Source organism: Burkholderia sp. Ax-1719, assembly GCF_011753055.1.
In the GTDB taxonomy this organism is placed as follows: domain Bacteria; phylum Pseudomonadota; class Gammaproteobacteria; order Burkholderiales; family Burkholderiaceae; genus Paraburkholderia.
In genome coordinates this window covers 381,671-399,699 of record NZ_VWWJ01000003.1, presented here as the reverse complement: position 1 = coordinate 399,699, position 18,029 = coordinate 381,671, and the positions used below count along the sequence as shown (strand labels likewise).

The 18,029-nt window shown below is 64.0% G+C and carries 17 protein-coding genes; 11 read left to right on the top strand and 6 right to left on the bottom strand.

The annotated features are described in order from the left end of the window. Positions 1-122: 122 nt before the first annotated feature. A complete protein-coding gene (wrbA, locus tag F3J17_RS09255; RefSeq protein WP_167056454.1) occupies positions 123-731 on the bottom strand; it encodes an NAD(P)H:quinone oxidoreductase in 609 nt (202 codons plus the stop codon). Between the two features lie 125 nt (positions 732-856). Here wrbA and F3J17_RS09250 point away from each other — a divergent pair, with 125 nt between their 5' ends. Then, positions 857-2,164: a YihY family inner membrane protein gene (locus F3J17_RS09250; protein WP_205194692.1), complete on the top strand. Its 1,308-nt coding sequence runs from the start codon at positions 857-859 to the stop codon at positions 2,162-2,164. Positions 2,165-2,216: 52 nt separating this feature from the next. On the opposite strand, the gene F3J17_RS09245 is transcribed toward F3J17_RS09250, so the two are convergent. The 3 genes from F3J17_RS09245 to F3J17_RS09235 form a co-directional block, all read right to left on the bottom strand. Then, positions 2,217-2,543, bottom strand: a complete 327-nt coding sequence (locus F3J17_RS09245) for an Mpo1-like protein (protein WP_167056451.1) — start codon at positions 2,541-2,543, stop codon at positions 2,217-2,219. A gap of 171 nt (positions 2,544-2,714) precedes the next feature. Then, positions 2,715-3,551 carry an alpha/beta hydrolase gene (locus F3J17_RS09240; RefSeq protein ID WP_167056448.1) on the bottom strand — a complete coding sequence of 279 codons (837 nt, stop codon included), beginning with the start codon at positions 3,549-3,551 and terminating at the stop codon, positions 2,715-2,717. Continuing rightward, positions 3,548-4,864 (bottom strand): O-acetylhomoserine aminocarboxypropyltransferase, encoded by a 1,317-nt coding sequence (locus tag F3J17_RS09235; protein WP_167056446.1) that lies wholly within the window; start codon positions 4,862-4,864, stop codon positions 3,548-3,550. The genes F3J17_RS09240 and F3J17_RS09235 overlap by 4 nt, the downstream gene beginning before the upstream one ends. A gap of 385 nt (positions 4,865-5,249) precedes the next feature. On the opposite strand from F3J17_RS09235, the gene F3J17_RS09230 reads away from it, so the two are divergent. The 4 genes from F3J17_RS09230 (at position 5,250) to F3J17_RS09215 (ending at position 10,871) form a co-directional block, all read left to right on the top strand. Continuing rightward, the gene (locus F3J17_RS09230) at positions 5,250-5,705 is read left to right on the top strand and encodes a CBS domain-containing protein (RefSeq protein ID WP_027815088.1); all 456 of its coding nucleotides are present in this window, start codon (positions 5,250-5,252) and stop codon (positions 5,703-5,705) included. Positions 5,706-5,823: 118 nt separating this feature from the next. Further along, positions 5,824-7,797, top strand: a complete 1,974-nt coding sequence (locus F3J17_RS09225) for an MFS transporter (protein ID WP_167056443.1) — start codon at positions 5,824-5,826, stop codon at positions 7,795-7,797. 120 nt (positions 7,798-7,917) lie between these two features. Then, a complete protein-coding gene (aroC, locus tag F3J17_RS09220; RefSeq protein WP_167056440.1) occupies positions 7,918-9,018 on the top strand; it encodes a chorismate synthase in 1,101 nt (366 codons plus the stop codon). A gap of 146 nt (positions 9,019-9,164) precedes the next feature. Continuing rightward, on the top strand, positions 9,165-10,871 hold the full coding sequence (locus F3J17_RS09215; protein ID WP_167056438.1) for a tetratricopeptide repeat-containing glycosyltransferase family protein: 1,707 nt from the start codon (positions 9,165-9,167) through the stop codon (positions 10,869-10,871). Positions 10,872-10,932: 61 nt separating this feature from the next. Here the strand turns inward: F3J17_RS09215 and F3J17_RS09210 are convergent, their stop codons facing one another. Continuing rightward, positions 10,933-12,606: an electron transfer flavoprotein-ubiquinone oxidoreductase gene (locus F3J17_RS09210; protein WP_167056435.1), complete on the bottom strand. Its 1,674-nt coding sequence runs from the start codon at positions 12,604-12,606 to the stop codon at positions 10,933-10,935. Between the two features lie 177 nt (positions 12,607-12,783). On the opposite strand from F3J17_RS09210, the gene F3J17_RS09205 reads away from it, so the two are divergent. Both F3J17_RS09205 and F3J17_RS09200 read left to right on the top strand, forming a co-directional pair. Next, positions 12,784-13,563: an SDR family oxidoreductase gene (locus F3J17_RS09205; RefSeq protein ID WP_167056432.1), complete on the top strand. Its 780-nt coding sequence runs from the start codon at positions 12,784-12,786 to the stop codon at positions 13,561-13,563. A 63-nt stretch (positions 13,564-13,626) separates the two neighbouring features. After that, positions 13,627-14,067 carry an acyl-CoA thioesterase gene (locus tag F3J17_RS09200; RefSeq protein ID WP_167056428.1) on the top strand — a complete coding sequence of 147 codons (441 nt, stop codon included), beginning with the start codon at positions 13,627-13,629 and terminating at the stop codon, positions 14,065-14,067. A gap of 66 nt (positions 14,068-14,133) precedes the next feature. On the opposite strand, the gene F3J17_RS09195 is transcribed toward F3J17_RS09200, so the two are convergent. After that, positions 14,134-14,709, bottom strand: coding sequence for a PAS and helix-turn-helix domain-containing protein (locus F3J17_RS09195; RefSeq protein WP_167056425.1), 576 nt, complete (start codon positions 14,707-14,709; stop codon positions 14,134-14,136). A gap of 239 nt (positions 14,710-14,948) precedes the next feature. Between F3J17_RS09195 and F3J17_RS09190 the strand changes: the two genes are divergently transcribed. From F3J17_RS09190 to F3J17_RS09175, 4 genes are all read left to right on the top strand, one after another. Further along, positions 14,949-15,644, top strand: coding sequence for a CoA transferase subunit A (locus F3J17_RS09190; protein ID WP_167056422.1), 696 nt, complete (start codon positions 14,949-14,951; stop codon positions 15,642-15,644). Between the two features lie 15 nt (positions 15,645-15,659). Beyond that, complete coding sequence (locus F3J17_RS09185) at positions 15,660-16,301, top strand: CoA transferase subunit B (RefSeq protein ID WP_167056419.1); 642 nt, start codon at positions 15,660-15,662, stop codon at positions 16,299-16,301. Between the two features lie 294 nt (positions 16,302-16,595). Continuing rightward, a complete protein-coding gene (locus tag F3J17_RS09180; RefSeq protein WP_167056416.1) occupies positions 16,596-17,489 on the top strand; it encodes an alpha/beta hydrolase in 894 nt (297 codons plus the stop codon). 108 nt (positions 17,490-17,597) lie between these two features. After that, a complete protein-coding gene (locus F3J17_RS09175; RefSeq protein WP_167056413.1) occupies positions 17,598-17,951 on the top strand; it encodes a RidA family protein in 354 nt (117 codons plus the stop codon). Positions 17,952-18,029: the final 78 nt, after the last annotated feature.

The window sequence follows — 18,029 nt, the reverse complement described above, 5'->3', positions numbered from 1 at the left end:
CGGCTGCGTAGCGTCGGCGTGGTGATCGGCAGCGTGCCGCCCGTCTGGCGTACGCGACGTGCGCGCGGCTTGCTCGCCATCGGCTTCACGTGATGCGCCAGTGATGTCGGGCGGCCCGCCGCTCATGGCCGTTCGCCTTGCGCGAGGGCAAGCGAAGCGCGCGCCAGACGCACGCCCAGCGCAACGGCGAGCGCTTTTTCGTCGGCGCTCAAACCGTGGCCACGGCCGTCGGAGCGCGCATGATGCGAAGCGCCGTAGGGCGTGCCGCCGCCATCCGTCGACGAAAGCGCGCTCTCCGTGTAGGGAATGCCGACGAGCAGCATGCCGTGATGCAGCAGCGGCAGCATCATCGAAAGCAACGTGCTTTCCTGGCCGCCATGCAGGCTGCCGGTGGAGGTGAACACGCAGCCAGGCTTGCCCGCGAGCGCGCCCGCGAGCCATTGCGGCGTGGTGCCGTCGAGGAAGTACTTGAGCGGCGCGGCCATATTGCCGAACCGCGTGGGCGAGCCCAGTGCGAGACCGGCGCATTCCTCGAGGTCGCGCAATTCGGCGTAGGGCGGGCCGTCGTCGGGAATATCGGGTGCGGTGGATTCGCAGACCGTGGATACGGGCGGCACCGTGCGGATGCGCGCTTCGGCGCCCGGCACGCTGTCGATGCCCTGAGCGATGGCGCGCGCGAGTTCGCGGGTGGCGCCATGGCGGCTGTAGTAGAGCACAAGAATCGGTTTCATCGGGCCTCGTCGGTGGACGGGATATTATAGGGTCTGGGTTCGAGGCGGTTTTCGCTGCGTGCCCACGGGGTTTCCACCGCAGCGCCCACGCAAGGCGCGCTGCGCTGTCTGGAGAAGGCTGGACAATGGATGTGTTGTCGAGAGTACGGATCGATCTGGATATCGTGAAGCGGCTCGCGCGCTTCGCGGCGCGGCGCAGCCGCGAAGATCGCATTCCGCAGGTGGCGGGCAGCCTGACATTTACGACCATGCTGGCGATCGTGCCGCTCGCGACGGTCGCGTTCGCGCTCTTCACGGCGTTCCCCATCTTCGCGTCGTTCCAGAACTCGCTGCAGGGCTTTCTCGCCGACCACCTGATGCCGGCGCAGATCAACAGCCAGATTTTCCTGTACCTGAATCAATTCGCGTCGAAGGCCAAGGGCCTCACGACGATGGGCATGATCGTGCTGTTCGTCACGTCCGTCATGACGATGATGACGGTCGAATCGGCGTTCAACGTGATCTGGCGCGTGCGCAAGGCGCGGCCCTTCGCGCAGCGCGTGCTGGTGTACTGGGCGATTCTCACGCTCGGGCCGATTCTGATTGGCGTGAGTCTGTCGATTTCGTCGTATCTCTTTACGCGTTCGCTGGCGCTGGCCACAGAGCAGCACGTCTCGATGCTGTTCGACTGGATGCTGATGGGCGCATCGCTGCCGCTCACGGCGCTGGCTTTCACGATGCTGTATGTCTACCTGCCGAACTGCCGCGTGGAATGGCGCGATGCCGTGATCGGCGGGATTGCCGCGGCGGTTGCCTTCGAACTGGCCAAGCGCGGCTTCGGCTATTACGTGCGGCGCATTCCCACCTACACGGCGGTCTACGGCGCGTTTGCGGCAGCGCCGATGTTCCTGCTCTGGATGTATCTGAGCTGGTTCATCACCCTGGTGGGAGCGATGATTACTTCGGCTCTGCCCGAGATACGCACGGGGCGCTTCAACCGTCCGCGTTTTCCGGGCAGCGATCTGCTGGACGCGCTCGAACTGCTCGGCGGCCTGGCAGAGACGCGCGACGCGGGCAGCCCCGGTCTGAACACCGAGCAGATCGCCCAGCTATTGCGGCGCGACCTCGCCACGGTGACGCGGCTCGTGAACTGCCTCGAAGAAGACGAACTGATCGCGAAACTGGAACGCGACGGCGCGAAGCCTCATTACGTGCTGATCGCCAACCCGGCGCGCATTTCGGTGGAGCGCATCTACGCGCGCTTCGTGATCGACCGCAAGGAACTGGCGTATCAACTGAAGTCGAGCGACATCGACGCCGGAATGCTGCTGGCTGCGCTGGAGAACGACAAGCTGTCGGTTTCGCTGGCATCGCTGCTGGCGGCGCGCCGTGAACTGGCGCGTCTGGCCGAGGCGAACGGCCAGCCGTCCGGTCTGCCGCATCCGGCGGCGTGAAGACCGCCGCCGGCGCGTTTGGGCTGCGCAGAGAGGGCGTCGCCAGACGACGTTAGAGCGAGATCCTGCCGCGACAGATATCCGAGAACATCACCCAGTCGCCCATCAGACTGTAAATAGGGTGACGGAAGGTGGCGGGGCGATTCTTCTCGAACATGTAGTGACCGATCCAGGCGAAACCATAGCCGCAGATCACGGCGGCGGGCAGCCAGAGCCAGATGCCCGTGGCGATCGCCATGGCGATACAGCCGATCACGCCCAGCGAGCCGATGAAATGCAGCCGCCGCGACATGAGGTTGCTGTGTTCGCTCAGATAGAACGGATAAAACTCCGCGAAATTCGCGAAGTGCTGATGCTCGGTGTGGGTGGCGTGTGTCATGTCTCCTCCTTGCGCGTGGGGGATTCGGACGCGACTTGGGCTGGTCAGCAAAGCGGCTCGTGCGAACCATTTTCTTGCTAATCGAACGACCGTGCAAGCCGGGAAAAGCCTGTGGAAGCGATGCGTCTGGCATCGCTTTTCGACGGCATTCCCAGCTACGTGCATGCCCGCTCAGCCGTTTCCCACCCGTGGCCCATTCACCGCGAAATCGTAAAGCGCATCGAGCGTGGCGTCGGGTTGCTCGGTCATCAGCGCGTGGCCAGCGTCGAGCGACACCGTATCGAAGCGCACCCCCGTATCCTTGAGCGCCTTGGCGATGGCGGCGTTCGCGCGCGGCGGCGTCATGAGGTCGCGTTTGCCAACGATCAGGCGCACCGGGCAGGTCACTTTCGCCGCGCTCGTCAGGCCGTCGGCGTAAGCGTTGCATGCCGCAAAGTCGGTATGAAAAAGCTGTGGCTCGCCCCGGGTAGCGACGCGCTCCATCAAACGCTGGTTCATACCGCGCAGCCAGAAACCTGGGCCAGGACTCGACGGTTTGGCCGCGAGCGTCGAATGCGACCAGGCGTTGACGAGTTCGATGGCGTCGGGTTCGCGCTCGCGCGCGGCGTCTAGCAGCGCCGGAGACACCGTCATGGGAAACGCCGTGGCGAGCAGGGCGGCGGCTTTGGCGCGTGCGGGATAACGCGCCGCAAATTCCAGCGCGACGAGCGAACCCATGCTATGCCCCACGACGATTGCCTGCTCCACCTGCAGCGCCGAAAGCAGGGCGTCGAGCCAGTCAGCGAGCGCGCCGATGCTCGTGAGCGCGGGCCCGGCGCTGCGCATATGGCCCGGCAGATCGACGGCCAGCACACTGAAGCCGTGGTGCGCGAAATAGCGCGACTGCAGCCCCCAGACACTGTGGTCGTGCTGCGCGCCATGCACGAATACGACGGTGGGGCGCGCCGGGTCGAATGCGCGGCCACCGGTATAGGCGTAGGCACTGTTTCCTGCGACATCGACGTTCATGACGCCTCCTTGCCCGACGCGGCCTTGCTGCTTTTCTGCGAGGCCTTGAGGGCGCGCTTGAGATCGTCGATGAGGTCGTCGGGGTCTTCGAGGCCGATTGACAACCGGATGGTGCCCGCGCCGATGCCCGCGGATTTCAACGCCGCCTCGTCCATGCGGAAGTGCGTGGTGGACGCGGGATGAATCACCAGCGAGCGCGCATCGCCGACATTGGCAAGGTGCGAGAACAGCGAGAGCGATTCGATAAAGCGCTTGCCCGCCTCGCGGCCGCCCTTGAGGTCGAAGCTGAACACGGCACCCGCGCCGCGCGGCAGCAGACGTTTCGCAAGTGCATGGTCGCGGTGACTTTCGAGTTCCGGATAAGCCACTGCGTCCACGGCCTCGTGCGCCGCGAGAAATTCGACCACGCGCCGCGTGTTCGCCACATGACGCTCCATGCGCAGCGGCAGGGTTTCGATCCCCTGCAGCAACTGCCACGCAGCCTGCGGATGCAGGCAGGCGCCGAAGTCGCGCAAACCTTCGCGGCGCGCGCGCAAGAGGAAGGGCGCGACGCTGCTTTCCTCGCTGAACACCATGCCGTGAAAGCCCGCATACGGCTGCGTGAATTCCGGAAATTGCCCCGAAGCTTCGAAGTCGAACGTGCCGCCGTCGACCAGCACGCCGCCGATGGTCGTGCCGTGACCGCCGAGGAATTTGGTGGCCGAGTGATAGACGAAATCCGCGCCATGCTCGAAAGGGCGCAGCAGCCACGGTGTGGTAAAGGTCGAATCAACCAGTAACGGCACGCGATGCTCATGCGCGATCTGCGCGACGGCGGCGATGTCCAGCACGTCGAGCCCCGGATTGCCGAGCGTTTCGCCGAACAGCAGACGCGTGTTGGGACGTAGCGCCGCGCGCCAGGCGTCCAGATCGCCGGGCTTCACGAAGGTTGTTTCGATGCCGAAGCGGCGCAGCGTGTAGTCGAGCAGGTTATGCGAACCGCCATAGAGCGCCGCCGAGGCGACGATATGCGCGCCCGCGCCCATCAGCGTGGCGATCGCCAGATGCAGCGCCGCCTGGCCGCTCGCGGTGCCGATTGCGCCCGCGCCGCCTTCCAGCGCGGCCACGCGCTCCTCGAACACGGCCACCGTGGGGTTCGAGATGCGCGAGTAGACGTGGCCCGCGCGCTCCATATTGAAGAGGGCGGCGGCGTGGTCGGTGTCGCGGAACGAGAACGACGTGGTCTGATAGATCGGCGTCGCGCGGGCGCCGGTGACAGGGTCGGGCGCGGCGCCGGCATGCAGCGCGAGCGTGTCGAAGCGGGAATCGGACATTCTGGCAGCACAGCCGGCGCGAACCGGCGACGGGTGAAAGGTGCTGGCATCGTATCACCGACCAGGCGGTCAGCAAACGCGTCGCCGGTGGCGTTCCAGCGCCGGGCACACGCCCGAAACCCTTATGGCATGGGCTTTGGCACGGACTGATGCCCGGCCGTCCGGTATAACCCGAATGGCCGATGCTGCATCGCGCAAGCCGGGCGAGCTTGCGGCTTGCGCCCAGTTGGCCGGGCTTTTCAGGGCCTGGGTGCGTCTTTCGGCCCGCTTTCCTGCGCCTTTTCTTTTGACGGCCTTTCCGCTAGGATCGAAAACAGGTAGGTATCTTTTCAGCATCTCCCCCCAATAGCCGTAATCCAGACCAGCATTTCCCCGGAGACACATCATGCGTGTGAGCGATATTCTCAAGGTCAAGGGCAATACGCTCTACACCGTCACGCCGGACACGGCGCTGCACGACGCCGTCAATACCATGGCCGAACACGACATCGGCTCGCTCGTGGTTATGGAATATGGCGACCTCGTCGGCATGCTCACGTTCCGCGAAATCATCATGACGCTGCGCACCAACGGCGGCAGCGTCGGCACCACCACGATCCGCAAGGTGATGGACGACCATCCCATCACCTGCACGCCGGAAACCGAAGTGGACGAAGTGCGCCGCATGATGCTCGAACATCACGTGCGCTATCTGCCCGTGATGGAAAGCCGCTCGCTGATGGGCGTGATCTCGTTCTACGACGTGGCGAAGGCGGTGGTGGAAGCGCAGGGCTTCGAAAACAAGCTGCTCAAGGCGTATATCCGCGACTGGCCCGAAGAAGAGCGTCATTCGGCGACCTGATCGCCGTTCATAGGCCGTGGCTTTCGCAGGGCAGCCCGAAAAAACAGCATGAAAAAGCGCGCGTCAGGCGCGCTTTTTCACGTCTGACGACCGATTCCGACCGCATAAAAATAACCCGATGAACGATAGACCGATGCACGCCACGCACGCGGCGCCCGCTGAAGAAACCGGCCACGGCTCGCAATTCGCGCTGCTGCGCCAGCGACGTTTTGCGCCGTTCTTCTGGACGCAGTTTCTGGGCGCGATGAACGACAACGTCTTCAAGATCGGTTTCACGTCGCTCGTGACCTATCAGGCCTCGCGATTCTCGGGCGTGGACCCCAAGACCGTGGCGTTCCTGATTTCGGCGATTTTCATCGTGCCGTTCGTGTTGCTGTCGGCGACCTCGGGCCAGATCGCCGACAAGTACGACAAGGCCGTGCTCACGCGCTGGGTCAAGACCTTCGAGATCGCGGTGATGCTGGTGGGCGCGGCGGGCTTCTGGATGCACAGCGCGCCGCTGCTCTATCTCTGCACGTTCCTGATGGGCGTGCATTCCACGGTGTTCGGGCCCATCAAGTACGCGTATCTGCCGCAGAAACTCTCGGACGATGAACTCGTCGGCGGCAATGGACTCGTCGAAATGGGCACGTTCGTCGCGATCCTGATCGGCACGATCATGGGCGGGATTGCCGCTGGGATCGGCGCGAGCGAGGCGGCATCGGGCGCGGCGACGGGCACGCCAGTCGGGGCGTGGTGGCTCGGCGGCCTGTGCATCGCGATCGCCTTGATCGGGCGCGTGGCCAGCAGTTTCGTGCCGCCGTGCGCGTCGCTGCAGCCTGGCCTGCGCATCAACTGGAACCCGTTTTCCGAGACCTGGCGCAATCTGCGCCTCGCGCGCGAGAACCGCACGGTGTTCCTCAGCCTGCTGGGGATTTCTTGGCTGTGGTTCGTCGGCGCGACCTTTCTCGCCTCGTTCTTCAACTTTGCGAAGGATGTGCTGTCCGCCGATCCCGATGTGGTGACGCTGCTGCTCGCGATGTTCTCGCTCGGCATCGGTTTCGGCTCGCTGATGTGCGAAAAGCTCTCGCGCCGCCGTATCGAAATCGGCCTTGTGCCGCTCGGCTCGATCGGCATGAGCGTGTTCGGCATCGACCTGTTTTTTGCGAGTCACGCGCTGCCCGCCGCGCCGCATCTGCTGTCGGTGGGCGAGTTCGTGGGCACGCTCGCGCACTGGCGCGTGCTGGCCGATCTGTTCCTGCTGGCGATGTTCGGCGGCTTCTATAGCGTGCCGCTTTATGCGCTGATCCAGAGCCGCAGCGCACCCAGCCATCGCGCGCGCATCATCGCCGCCAACAACATTCTCAACTCGCTGTTCATGATTGCTTCGGCGCTCATGGCGATGGGGCTGTCGGCGGCGGGCGTGGGCGTGCCGGGCATTTTCCTGACGACGGCGCTGCTCAACATCGTCGTGGCGGCCTATATCTACACGCTCGTGCCCGAGTTCCTGCTGCGCTTCGTGGCGTGGGTGCTGGTCCACACGGTGTACCGCGTGCGGCTTGTGAACGCCGGGCGCATTCCCGCCGAAGGCCCCGCCGTGCTGGTCTGCAATCACGTGAGTTTTGTCGACGCCGTGGTGATCATGGCCGAGAGCCCGCGGCCGATCCGCTTTGTGATGGATCACCAGATCTTCCGTTCGCCGCTGCTCGGCTGGGTGTTCCGCCATGCGAAGGCGATTCCGATTGCGCCCGCGCATCAGGACGCGGCGCTACTCACGGCGGCCTACGACGCCTGCGCCGCGGCGCTGGCCGAGGGCGAACTCGTGTGCATCTTCCCCGAGGGCAAGATCACGCGCGACGGCGAGATGAATCCGTTCCGTCACGGCGTGACCGAGATCCTCAAGCGCCATCCCGCGCCCGTCGTGCCGATGGCGCTGCGCGGTTTGTGGGGCAGCATGTTCTCGCGGCATGCGGCGTCGGGGCAGGAGCGCCCGACCCGGCGCGGCCTGACCAGCCGGCTCACGCTGGCGGTGGGGGAGCCGGTCGCGCCCGCGGACGTGACGGTGGAAGGGCTGCAACGCACGGTGTCGGATCTGCGCGGCGAGCGTCGTTAGGAGCGTCGTTGAGCGCGCCGTGAATAAGGGTGGCGCGTCGCGCACTCTCCGGACGCCCAGGCGCGGCGGCGCACGGGCTGGCATAATGCTGGATTCCCCGAATCACTTTGGACGACCGCCATGTCCGGCAACACGCTCGGTACGCTTTTCACCGTCACCACCTTCGGCGAATCCCACGGTCCGGCCATCGGCTGTGTCATCGACGGCTGCCCGCCCGGCATGGCGCTCACCGAAGCCGACATTCAGATCGATCTGGACCGCCGCCGTCCCGGCACGTCGCGCCACGTCACGCAGCGTCAGGAAGCCGACCAGGTCGAAATCCTCTCGGGCGTGTTCGAAGGCGTCACGACCGGCACGCCGATCGCGCTCCTGATCCGCAACACCGACCAGCGCAGCAAGGACTACGGCAACATCGTCGAGACCTTCCGTCCCGGTCACGCCGATTACACCTACTGGCAGAAGTACGGCATTCGCGACTATCGCGGCGGCGGTCGCTCGTCGGCTCGCCTGACTGCGCCTACGGTTGCGGCGGGCGCGGTGGCGAAGAAGTGGTTGCGCGAGCGTTTCGGCGTGGAAGTGCGCGGCTACATGAGCGCGCTCGGCGAAATCGATGTGCCGTTCGTCGACTGGCAGCACGTGCATGAGAACCCGTTCTTTGCCGCCAACGCCGATGTCGTGCCGCAGCTCGAAGACTACATGGACGCCTTGCGCAAGGACGGCGACTCGATCGGGGCGCGCATCAACGTGGTCGCGAGCGGCGCGCCGGTAGGCTGGGGCGAGCCGCTGTTCGACCGCCTGGACGCCGACATCGCGCACGCCATGATGGGCATCAACGCCGTCAAAGGCGTGGAGATTGGCGCGGGTTTCGCGAGCGTCGCGCAACGCGGCTCGACCCACGGCGACGAACTCACGCCCAACGGTTTCCACGGCAATCACGCTGGCGGCATTCTCGGCGGGATTTCGACGGGGCAGGACATCACCGTGTCGATCGCGATCAAGCCGACTTCGAGCATCCGCACGCCGCGCCGCTCGATCGACAAGGCCGGCGAGCCGGCCGTGGTCGAAACCTTCGGCCGTCACGACCCGTGCGTGGGCATTCGCGCCACGCCGATCGCCGAAGCCATGCTCGCACTCGTGCTGATCGATCACGCCATGCGTCATCGCGCGCAGAATGGCGATGTTGTCGTGAACACGCCGAAGATCGCGGCCAGCGACGTCTGATTGCCCGCCGTATCGGAAGGTGTGCGGCAGGGCGTCGCATTTTGGTCCTGTCCGCGCCTTTTTAGGATTTAGCCAATGTTCTGGCGCATCGGAGTTGCATAAATTGCCCGGATAGGCGCATGTCGCGCTGTCTCCGGGTAGTTTCGATGAACGCTCCGCATCCTTGCACCTTCCACTCCTCTTCATCCGCTGATCTCTGGCTGACCGCGCAATCGCGGTACGCCGCGCGCGAATACGACGCTGCGCTTGAGGCGCTCGATCGGCTATTGGACGCTCTTCCGGCTGATGCCGCCGCGCTGGAGCTGGCTGCGCGCGCGCTGGCAGCGAAGGGCCAATCTGGCGTGGCCGATGCGCCGCTCACCGGCGGCGCGCTCGCCGATGCTCACTACGCTCTAGGCGCATGGCTGTTTCGGCGTGGCCGGATCGCGGCTTCGGAACAGGCCTACCGGCGCGTGCTCGCGCTGCGCGCGGATGATGTTCCCGCGCTGTCGAATCTTGGCGTCGTTCTGATGCATGAGTCGCGCATGGACGAAGCCGAGGCCATGCTGGCACGCGCACTCGACCTTGATCCCAACCATATCAACGCGCTGCTCCATCAAGGTCTGCTGATGTGGCGTCTGGGACGGCTCGCTCAGTCCGAAGCCGCGTATCGCGCGGCGCTCGCGCGCGATGCGGATAACTTCCAGGCCTGGAACAATCTCGGCTTGCTGCTCAAGGACATGAACCGCCTGCCGGAGTCCGAGACCGCGTGCCGTCGTGCAGTGGCGCTCAACGGCAATATTGCTGAGGCGCATAACAATCTCGGCAACGCGCTCTGGCAACTCGGACGCGTCGAGGCTTCAATCGACGCCTATCGCCGTGCGCTTGCGCTGCGCCCGGACTACGCGGCCGCGCGGGCGAATCTGGCGTTGCCGCTGCTGTGCCTTGGGGACTACGAAAACGCCTGGCCTTTCTATGAGGCGCGCCATGATCCGTCGATTGGCACGGAAGGCGTGCTCCAGCCGCCGGTGCCGTATCCGCAATGGCAGGGCGAATCGCTCGTCGGCAAGTCCATCCTCGTCTGGCCCGAGCAGGGTTTGGGCGACAGCCTGCAGTTTTGCCGCTATGTGCCGATGCTCAAAGCGCTGGGCGCGGCCCACGTGAGCGTGGCATGCGCGCCGACACAGCAACGCCTGTTTGAAACGCTGGCGGGCGCGGATCAGGTGATTCCGCTGAACGGGCAAGGCCGGATCGAGCGCCACGACTTCTGGTGCCTGATGATGAGTCTCCCGTACCGCTTCGGCACGACGGTCGCGACGATTCCGGCGTCGGTGCCGTACCTTCATGCGCAGGCGAGCGAACTCGAAAGGTGGCGAACACGCTTGCCCGACGCGGCGTTGAAAGTCGGTCTCGTGTGGGCGGGCAATCCTCGCGCGGATCAGGCGAGTTCGAACGCCATCGATCAGCGGCGCTCGCTGGATGCTCAAGCGTTCGTTCCGCTCTTGAGCATGCCCGATGTCACGTTCGTGAGTCTGCAACTGGGCGACTCGACGCGCCCGCAGATCGCGCATCTGCCCGCTGCGATACAGCCACTCGATCCGATGGACGAGGTCCGCGACTTCGCGGATACGGCGGCCATCGTCGCGAATCTCGATCTGGTGATTACCGTCGATACGTCGATGGCGCATCTGGCGGGCGCGCTTGGCAAACCGGTGTGGGTGCTGTCGCGTTACGCGGCGTGCTGGCGATGGTTCAAGGACCGCGAAGATTCACCGTGGTACCCGAGCGCGCGGGTGTTTCGCCAGACTCAACCCGACGCGTGGGATGACGTGCTGCGGCGGGTGGAGCGGGCGCTGGCGGAACTGACCGCGTAGAGACGAATGAGGACGAAAAAAGGGCCGCTCGCGCGGCCCTTCGAATGACTGACTTTCGTCCTTACATGTTCGGATAGTTCGGTCCGCCGCCGCCTTCGGGCGTCACCCAGACGATGTTCTGCGTCGGGTCCTTGATGTCGCAGGTCTTGCAGTGGACGCAGTTCTGCGCGTTGATCTGCAGGCGGTCGCTACCGTCATCGTTCTTCACGAACTCGTACACGGCTGCCGGGCAGAAGCGCGCTTCCGGACCGGCATAGGTGCGCAGATTCACGTCAACAGGCACCTTCGAATCCTTCAGCGTCAAATGCGCGGGCTGGTTCTCTTCGTGATTCGTGTTCGAGATGAACACGGAAGAGAGCCGGTCGAACGTGAGCTTGCCGTCGGGCTTCGGATACTCGATCGGCTTGCACTGCGACGCGGGCTTGAGCATTTCGTTGTCGCGATGCTGGTGGTGCAGCGTCCAGGGTACGTTGCCGCCCAGCAGTTTCTGCTCGATGCCTACCATCAGCGTGCCCAGATACAGGCCCTTGCTCATCCACTGCTTGAAGTTGCGCGCCTTGTACAGTTCTTCGTGCAGCCACGACTTCTTGAAGCCTTCCGGATAGGCCGCGAGTTCGTCGCTCTGACGACCCGCCTGCACGGCGTCGAATGCCGCTTCCGCCGCGAGCATGCCGGTCTTGATCGCCGCGTGACTGCCCTTGATACGCGAGGCGTTCAGGAAGCCCGCATCGTCGCCGACGAGCGCGCCGCCCGGGAACGCCAGTTTCGGCAGCGACATCAAACCGCCTGCCGTGATCGCGCGCGCGCCATAGGACACACGCTTGCCGCCTTCCAGGTATTTGCGGATTTCCGGATGCGTCTTGTAACGCTGGAATTCCTCGAACGGCGACAGATACGGGTTCGTGTACGCGAGACCGACGACAAAACCCACCATCACCTGGTTGTTGTCGGTGTGGTACAGGAACGAACCGCCGTAGGTATCGCTCTCCAGCGGCCAGCCAGCCGTGTGGATCACCAGACCCGGCTTGTGCTTCGCGGGATCGATTTCCCACAGTTCCTTGATGCCGATGCCGTAGACCTGCGGATCGGCGTCCTTGCCCAGCTTGAATTTTTCGTTCAGCTGACGGCCGAGATGACCACGCGCGCCTTCGCAGAACAGCGTGTATTTGGCATGCAACTCCATGCCGAGCTGGAAATTCTCGGTCGGCTCGCCATCCTTGCCGACGCCCATATTGCCCGTCGCGACGCCCTTGACCGAGCCATCGTCGTTATAGAGCACTTCCGCTGCCGGAAAGCCTGGGAAAATCTCGACGCCCAGCGCCTCGGCCTGTTGACCGAGCCAGCGCGTGACGTTGGCGAGACTGATGACGTAGTTGCCGTGGTTCTTGAAGTTGTCCGGCAGCGCCCAGTTGGGCACGGACTTAGCGCCCGTTTCCGACAGAAACAGGAACTTGTCTTCCGTCACGGGGACGTTCAGCGGCGCGCCTTGCTCTTTCCAGTCGGGAAAGAGTTCGTCGAGCGCGCGCGGGTCCATGACGGCGCCCGAGAGGATATGTGCCCCGATTTCAGAGCCTTTTTCCAGCACGCACACGCCAATGTCGGCGCCTTTTTCGGCAGCCAGCTGTTTCAGGCGGATCGCCGCCGACAGCCCGGCCGGGCCGCCACCGACAACCACGACGTCGTATTCCATCGACTCGCGTGGGCCGTATTGCTCCAAGAGACTTGTGGGGGTCATTAAAGCTCCTCTTGCCATTAGAATGCTTTTTTCGGGTTCGTATTGTCGGGTAACGCTCACCTTGCCGCAACCCGACAAACCCGCATTAGCACGATCGTTCTATTTTATGCCAGAATGCCCGGCACGCCGCCGGTGGCGCATTCCGGCGTCCCGTCATCCCTTGAAGAGGAAGCGAAAATGGGCCGTTCGATCAATCTCGAAGGGAAGGTAGCGATGATCACCGGGGCCTCAAGCGGTCTCGGCAAGCGCTTCGCCCAGGTGCTCTCGCAGGCGGGCGCGAAGGTCGTGCTGGCGAGCCGGCGGGTAGAGCGGCTCAAGGAACTGCGTGCCGAGATCGAGGCCGATGGTGGCGCTGCGCATGTGGTTTCGCTCGACGTGACGGACTACCAGAGCATCCGTTCTGCGGTCGCGCACGCGGAAACCGAGGCCGGCACCATCGACATTCTCGTCAACAATTCGGGCGTTTCCACCACCCAGAAGCTCGCCGATGTCACGCCCGCCGACTTCGAATACGTTTTCGATACCAACACGCGTGGCGCGTTTTTCGTTGCGCAGGAAGTGGCCAGGCGCATGATCATGCGGGGCAACGGTGGCGGCTCGAAACCGGCGTATCGCATCATCAACATCGCCTCGGTGGCGGGGCTGAGCGTGCTGCCGCAGATTGGCCTGTATTCGATCAGCAAGGCGGCGGTGGTGCATATGACCAAGGCGATGGCGCTCGAATGGGGCCGCCACGGCATCAACGTCAATGCGATCTGTCCCGGTTATATCGACACCGAAATCAACCATCACCACTGGGCCACCGAGCAAGGCCAGAAGCTGATTTCGATGCTGCCGCGCCACCGCGTGGGCACGCCTGCCGATCTCGACGGTCTGCTGCTGTTGCTGGCGGCAGACGAATCGGCATTCATGAACGGCTCGATCATCACCGCCGACGACGGCTTCGGCCTGACCTGATCCGGCGATTTTTCAACCGGTTTTCCAACGGTTTTTCCAAACGCAACCCGAAGTTGAAGTGCAATGAGTGATTACCACCCCGTTTTTGAAATGACCATGCCGATCCGTTGGGGCGACATGGATGCGTTCGGCCACGTGAACAACACGGTCTACTTCCGCTACATGGAGCAGGTGCGGATCTCCTGGTTCGAGCAGCTTGGCGTGGCGGGTGAAAGCCGCGAGAGCGGTAACGGGCAGGGCCCCGTGATCGTCAATGCCTCTATGGAGTTTCTCAAGCAACTGCACTATCCGGGCGACATCGTTTGCACGATGACGGTGGGGCAACCCGGCCGCAGCAGTTTCGACACCGGCTTCGAGTTGCGCCGCGTGGACGAACCCGATACCGTCTACGCCCGCGGCAATGCGCGCTGCGTCTGGATCGATTACGAGGCAGGCAAATCTGTGCCGATTCCCGATCACCTGCGCACGACCATCGAAAGCGCGCCGCTCGTCAAGGCGCGCTGATTCCGCCTGAATGTCTCTTCGTGCGGCTTATCCCAGCCGCACGCCTTCCTCGCGCGTCACGCGCCCTTACTGGCCGAGCAAACGCTGCAGCAGCTCCGTGGCGTTGCCGGTGTCGTACTTGCGCATCAACCGCGCACGGTAGACGTCCACCGTGCGCGAGCTGATGTCCAGAATCCGCCCGATCTGCTTGCTCGTCTTGCCCGTCACCAGTTGCGCCGCGATTTCGCGTTCGCGCGGTGTGAGTTCGACAGCCACGCGCCGCGTCGCGCTCAGATCCTCGAAAGTCCACACCCCTGCCGCGTGCGGCGCCTCGCGATCGAGCGAGCGGCCCGTGACGTGACACCAGAACAGTTCACCATTTGCGCGTTTCATGATGCGGTCGTCGGCGTAACTGCCTTGCGCCGTCATGATGGGCGGAATGCGCTCGCCGATGCGCTCGAATTCATCCGCAGACGGATACAACACCTGAAACGACTGGCCGAGCAGCGCTTCGCGCGGGCAGCGAAAGATCGCGCAGACCGCCTCGTTGCAGTCCTCGATGATGCGCTCGCGCGCAATCACAAGGCCGATAGGCGCAAGGTGGAAGGCGGTCTTGTAATCGAGCGCGGGAGCGGGGGCTGCAGTTGTGGCGGGTTCAGGCATGGCGGTTAATACGGGTATGGCTTTATGTAGTTTTGCGTATTGTGCCGCATCACCCGCCCAGCGTACGCTTGCGAACCATCAGAGGGCCGCGCGGGCGGCGCGCCGGGTTCACGGCAGCGCCGCCGGGGCATGACTAGAATGGGGCATCCGGGCGTGTGTTGTGCCCGCGTGCCATGCTGAACAAATAGATTGATCGAACGACGCATCGACGTATTTCCATTCGAGGAAGGGACACACTGATGAACAAAGTCTATGGAAGCGCGGCTGCCGCGCTCGAGGGCATCGTCAAGGACGGCCAGACCTTCGCGGTCGGCGGTTTCGGGCTGTGCGGCATTCCGGAGGCGCTGATCGGCGCGCTGCGCGATTCGGGCGTGAAAGGCATTACCTGTATCAGCAACAATGCGGGCGTGGACGGCTTCGGCCTTGGTCTGCTGCTGGAAACGCGCCAGATCAAGAAGATGATCTCGTCCTACGTGGGCGAAAACAAGGAATTCGAGCGCCAGTACCTCTCGGGCGAGCTTGAGCTCGAATTCACGCCGCAAGGCACGCTGGCCGAAAAGCTGCGCGCGGGCGGCGCGGGGATCCCGGCGTTCTTCACGAACACGGGTTTTGGCACGCTGATCGCCGAAGGCAAGGAAACTCGCCAGTTCGGCGACAAGCATTACGTGCTGGAGCATTCGCTCACGGCCGACGTGGCGCTCGTGAAGGCCTGGAAGGCCGACAAGTCGGGCAACCTGGTCTATCGCCGCACGGCGCGCAACTTCAATCCGATGTGCGCGATGGCGGGCAAGATCACGGTGGTGGAAGTCGAGGAGATCGTCGAAAACGGCGCGCTCGACCCGGACGCGATCCACACGCCGGGCATCTTCGTGCAGCGCATTATCCTCAATGCGCAACCTGAAAAACGCATCGAACAACGCACCGTGCGCGCCTAAGAAGGGAGACCGATCATGGCATGGAATCGTGATGAAATGGCCGCACGCGCGGCTAAAGAACTGCAGGACGGCTTCTACGTGAACCTGGGTATCGGCCTGCCGACGCTCGTGGCCAACCATGTGCCGGAAGGCGTGGAAGTGTGGCTGCAATCGGAAAACGGCCTGCTGGGTATCGGCCCGTTCCCGACCGAAGATCAGGTGGACGCCGACATGATCAACGCGGGCAAGCAGACCGTGACCACACTGCCGGGCTCGTCGATTTTCTCGTCGGCGGACTCGTTCGCGATGATCCGCGGCGGCCACATCAACCTGGCCATCCTGGGCGCGATGCAGGTGAGCGAGAAGGGCGACCTGGCCAACTGGATGATCCCCGGCAAGATGATCAAGGGCATGGGCGGCGCGATGGATCTGGTTGCGGGCGTCGGCCGCGTGGTCGTGCTCATGGAACATGTGGCCAAGGGCGACCAGCACAAGATTCTCGAAGCCTGCACGCTGCCGCTCACGGGCGTGGGCGTGGTCGATCTGATCATTACCGATCTGGGTGTGATCGAAGTGAGCGACGCGGGCCTGAAGGTGACCGAACTCGCGTCGGGCGTCACGGCTGACGAAATCAAGACGAAAACGGGCGCACCGCTCGATGTGAGCGCGGTGAGCTGAACGCGGTGATGCGATTGCTTGAATAGTCGCAGCAGGTTGCATGACAGAGGCGGGCGGAACTTCGGTTTCGCCCGTTTTGTTTTCGATGTGACCATTCTGGCGCGTTTGCGTGTGCCTGAAACCTCGGCCAGACGGCATAGACCGGATGGCCGATGGTGCGGTCTACGCGGCCTTGCCTGGCGCAGGCCCCACGCGCGCCGAAGCGCTTTGGGACCGCCGCGTGCGCCGTTCCCGCCCCGCAAAGCCGTCTACAATGGCCCCACGCCTATGAATGCCTTCAGCGAGGATCACGCAATGACCGTTTCGTCTGCTGTGCCGCTTCAATCGCGCCAGCCGCGCCAGCACTTTGTCCAGTGCCTCAGCCCTTCGGGCCTGCACCGCGTGGCGTATACAGAATGGGGCGACCCCGCGAATCCGCGTGTCCTCATGTGTGTGCATGGCCTGACGCGCTCCAGCCGCGACTTCGATCGCCTCGCACTGGCGCTGTCCGATACCTATCGCGTGGTGTGTCCGGACGTGGTTGGGCGCGGGCTTTCGTCCTGGCTCGTCGACCCGCGTGGCTATGGCGTCGCCCAGTACGTCGCGGATATGGTCACCCTGATCGCTCGCACCGGCGTCGAGAAAGTGGACTGGTTCGGCACGTCGATGGGCGGCCTGATCGGCATGGCGCTGGCCGGTCTGCCCGACGCGCCCATCGGCCGCATGCTGCTCAACGATATTGGGCCGCATATCGAACCGGCTTCGCTTGAGCGCATCGGCGAATACGTGGGCCGCGACGTCAGCTTTGGCTCGCTGCAGGAAGGCATCGACAACGCCGCGCTGCTGGCGGCTTCCTTTGGGCCGCTGACGGCCGAGGAGTGGCGCGAAATCAATACGCCCCTGTTGCACGAAGTGGAGGGCGTCTGGCGTTACCGCTACGACCCGCGTATCTCCGAAGGCTTCAAGGGCGTGACGCCCGAGCAGAACGAGCAGGGCGAACAGTTCCTGTGGCGCTCGCTCGCGGCGTTCAAGGGGCCGGTGCTGGCCGTGCGCGGCGAACTTTCCGATCTGCTTTCGCGTGAAACGGTGAAGAAGATGGAGGCGAGCGCCCAGCAGTTGACGGGCGTTGAAATCGCTGGCGTGGGGCATGCGCCGGCCTTTCTCGCCGCCGACCAGATCGAGATCGCGCGCCGTTTCTTCGCCGGATAAGCTTTCGGCGCGTCATAATGCTGGATTGTCCGGCGTGTCGGCGCTCTGAAAGGAGCGCCCCGCAGTGCGCTGCAACGCCCTCTGGCTCTCAAATCAACAGGAAAATTCATGGCAGTCATTCGTCACCACGTCGGCCCGCGCCTCTCGGAAACCGCGATCCACAACGGTACCGTTTATCTGGCCGGTCAGATCGCCGAAGACACGAAGCAGGACATCCTTGGCCAGACGCGCGAATGTCTTGGCCACATCGACCGTCTGCTGGGCGAAGCCAACAGCGACAAGACGCTGCTGCTGTCCGTGCAGATCTATATCGCCGACATGAAGGATTTCCCGGGCATGAACGCCGAGTGGGACAAGTGGGTCGCACAGGGCGCTACGCCGCCGCGCGCGACCGTCGAAGCCAAGCTCGCGAATCCGGAATGCCTGGTTGAAATCGTCGTGGTGGCCGCGCAGCGCGATTGAGTGCGGCTTGAAGCAACGAACTGATCGGGTCTGAAAGCCGGGCCAATGCGCGCGGCCAGATTACCCGACCGGACTATC

What these genes read in the sequence shown, in the direction of transcription:
- wrbA (WP_167056454.1), bottom strand. Translation starts at nt 731, where the DNA reads ATGAAACCGATTCTTGTGCTCTACTACAGCCGCCATGGCGCCACCCGC.
- F3J17_RS09250 (WP_205194692.1), top strand. Translation starts at nt 857, where the DNA reads ATGGATGTGTTGTCGAGAGTACGGATCGATCTGGATATCGTGAAGCGG.
- F3J17_RS09245 (WP_167056451.1), bottom strand. Translation starts at nt 2,543, where the DNA reads ATGACACACGCCACCCACACCGAGCATCAGCACTTCGCGAATTTCGCG.
- F3J17_RS09240 (WP_167056448.1), bottom strand. Translation starts at nt 3,551, where the DNA reads ATGAACGTCGATGTCGCAGGAAACAGTGCCTACGCCTATACCGGTGGC.
- F3J17_RS09235 (WP_167056446.1), bottom strand. Translation starts at nt 4,864, where the DNA reads ATGTCCGATTCCCGCTTCGACACGCTCGCGCTGCATGCCGGCGCCGCG.
- F3J17_RS09230 (WP_027815088.1), top strand. Translation starts at nt 5,250, where the DNA reads ATGCGTGTGAGCGATATTCTCAAGGTCAAGGGCAATACGCTCTACACC.
- F3J17_RS09225 (WP_167056443.1), top strand. Translation starts at nt 5,824, where the DNA reads ATGAACGATAGACCGATGCACGCCACGCACGCGGCGCCCGCTGAAGAA.
- aroC (WP_167056440.1), top strand. Translation starts at nt 7,918, where the DNA reads ATGTCCGGCAACACGCTCGGTACGCTTTTCACCGTCACCACCTTCGGC.
- F3J17_RS09215 (WP_167056438.1), top strand. Translation starts at nt 9,165, where the DNA reads ATGAACGCTCCGCATCCTTGCACCTTCCACTCCTCTTCATCCGCTGAT.
- F3J17_RS09210 (WP_167056435.1), bottom strand. Translation starts at nt 12,606, where the DNA reads ATGACCCCCACAAGTCTCTTGGAGCAATACGGCCCACGCGAGTCGATG.
- F3J17_RS09205 (WP_167056432.1), top strand. Translation starts at nt 12,784, where the DNA reads ATGGGCCGTTCGATCAATCTCGAAGGGAAGGTAGCGATGATCACCGGG.
- F3J17_RS09200 (WP_167056428.1), top strand. Translation starts at nt 13,627, where the DNA reads ATGAGTGATTACCACCCCGTTTTTGAAATGACCATGCCGATCCGTTGG.
- F3J17_RS09195 (WP_167056425.1), bottom strand. Translation starts at nt 14,709, where the DNA reads ATGCCTGAACCCGCCACAACTGCAGCCCCCGCTCCCGCGCTCGATTAC.
- F3J17_RS09190 (WP_167056422.1), top strand. Translation starts at nt 14,949, where the DNA reads ATGAACAAAGTCTATGGAAGCGCGGCTGCCGCGCTCGAGGGCATCGTC.
- F3J17_RS09185 (WP_167056419.1), top strand. Translation starts at nt 15,660, where the DNA reads ATGGCATGGAATCGTGATGAAATGGCCGCACGCGCGGCTAAAGAACTG.
- F3J17_RS09180 (WP_167056416.1), top strand. Translation starts at nt 16,596, where the DNA reads ATGACCGTTTCGTCTGCTGTGCCGCTTCAATCGCGCCAGCCGCGCCAG.
- F3J17_RS09175 (WP_167056413.1), top strand. Translation starts at nt 17,598, where the DNA reads ATGGCAGTCATTCGTCACCACGTCGGCCCGCGCCTCTCGGAAACCGCG.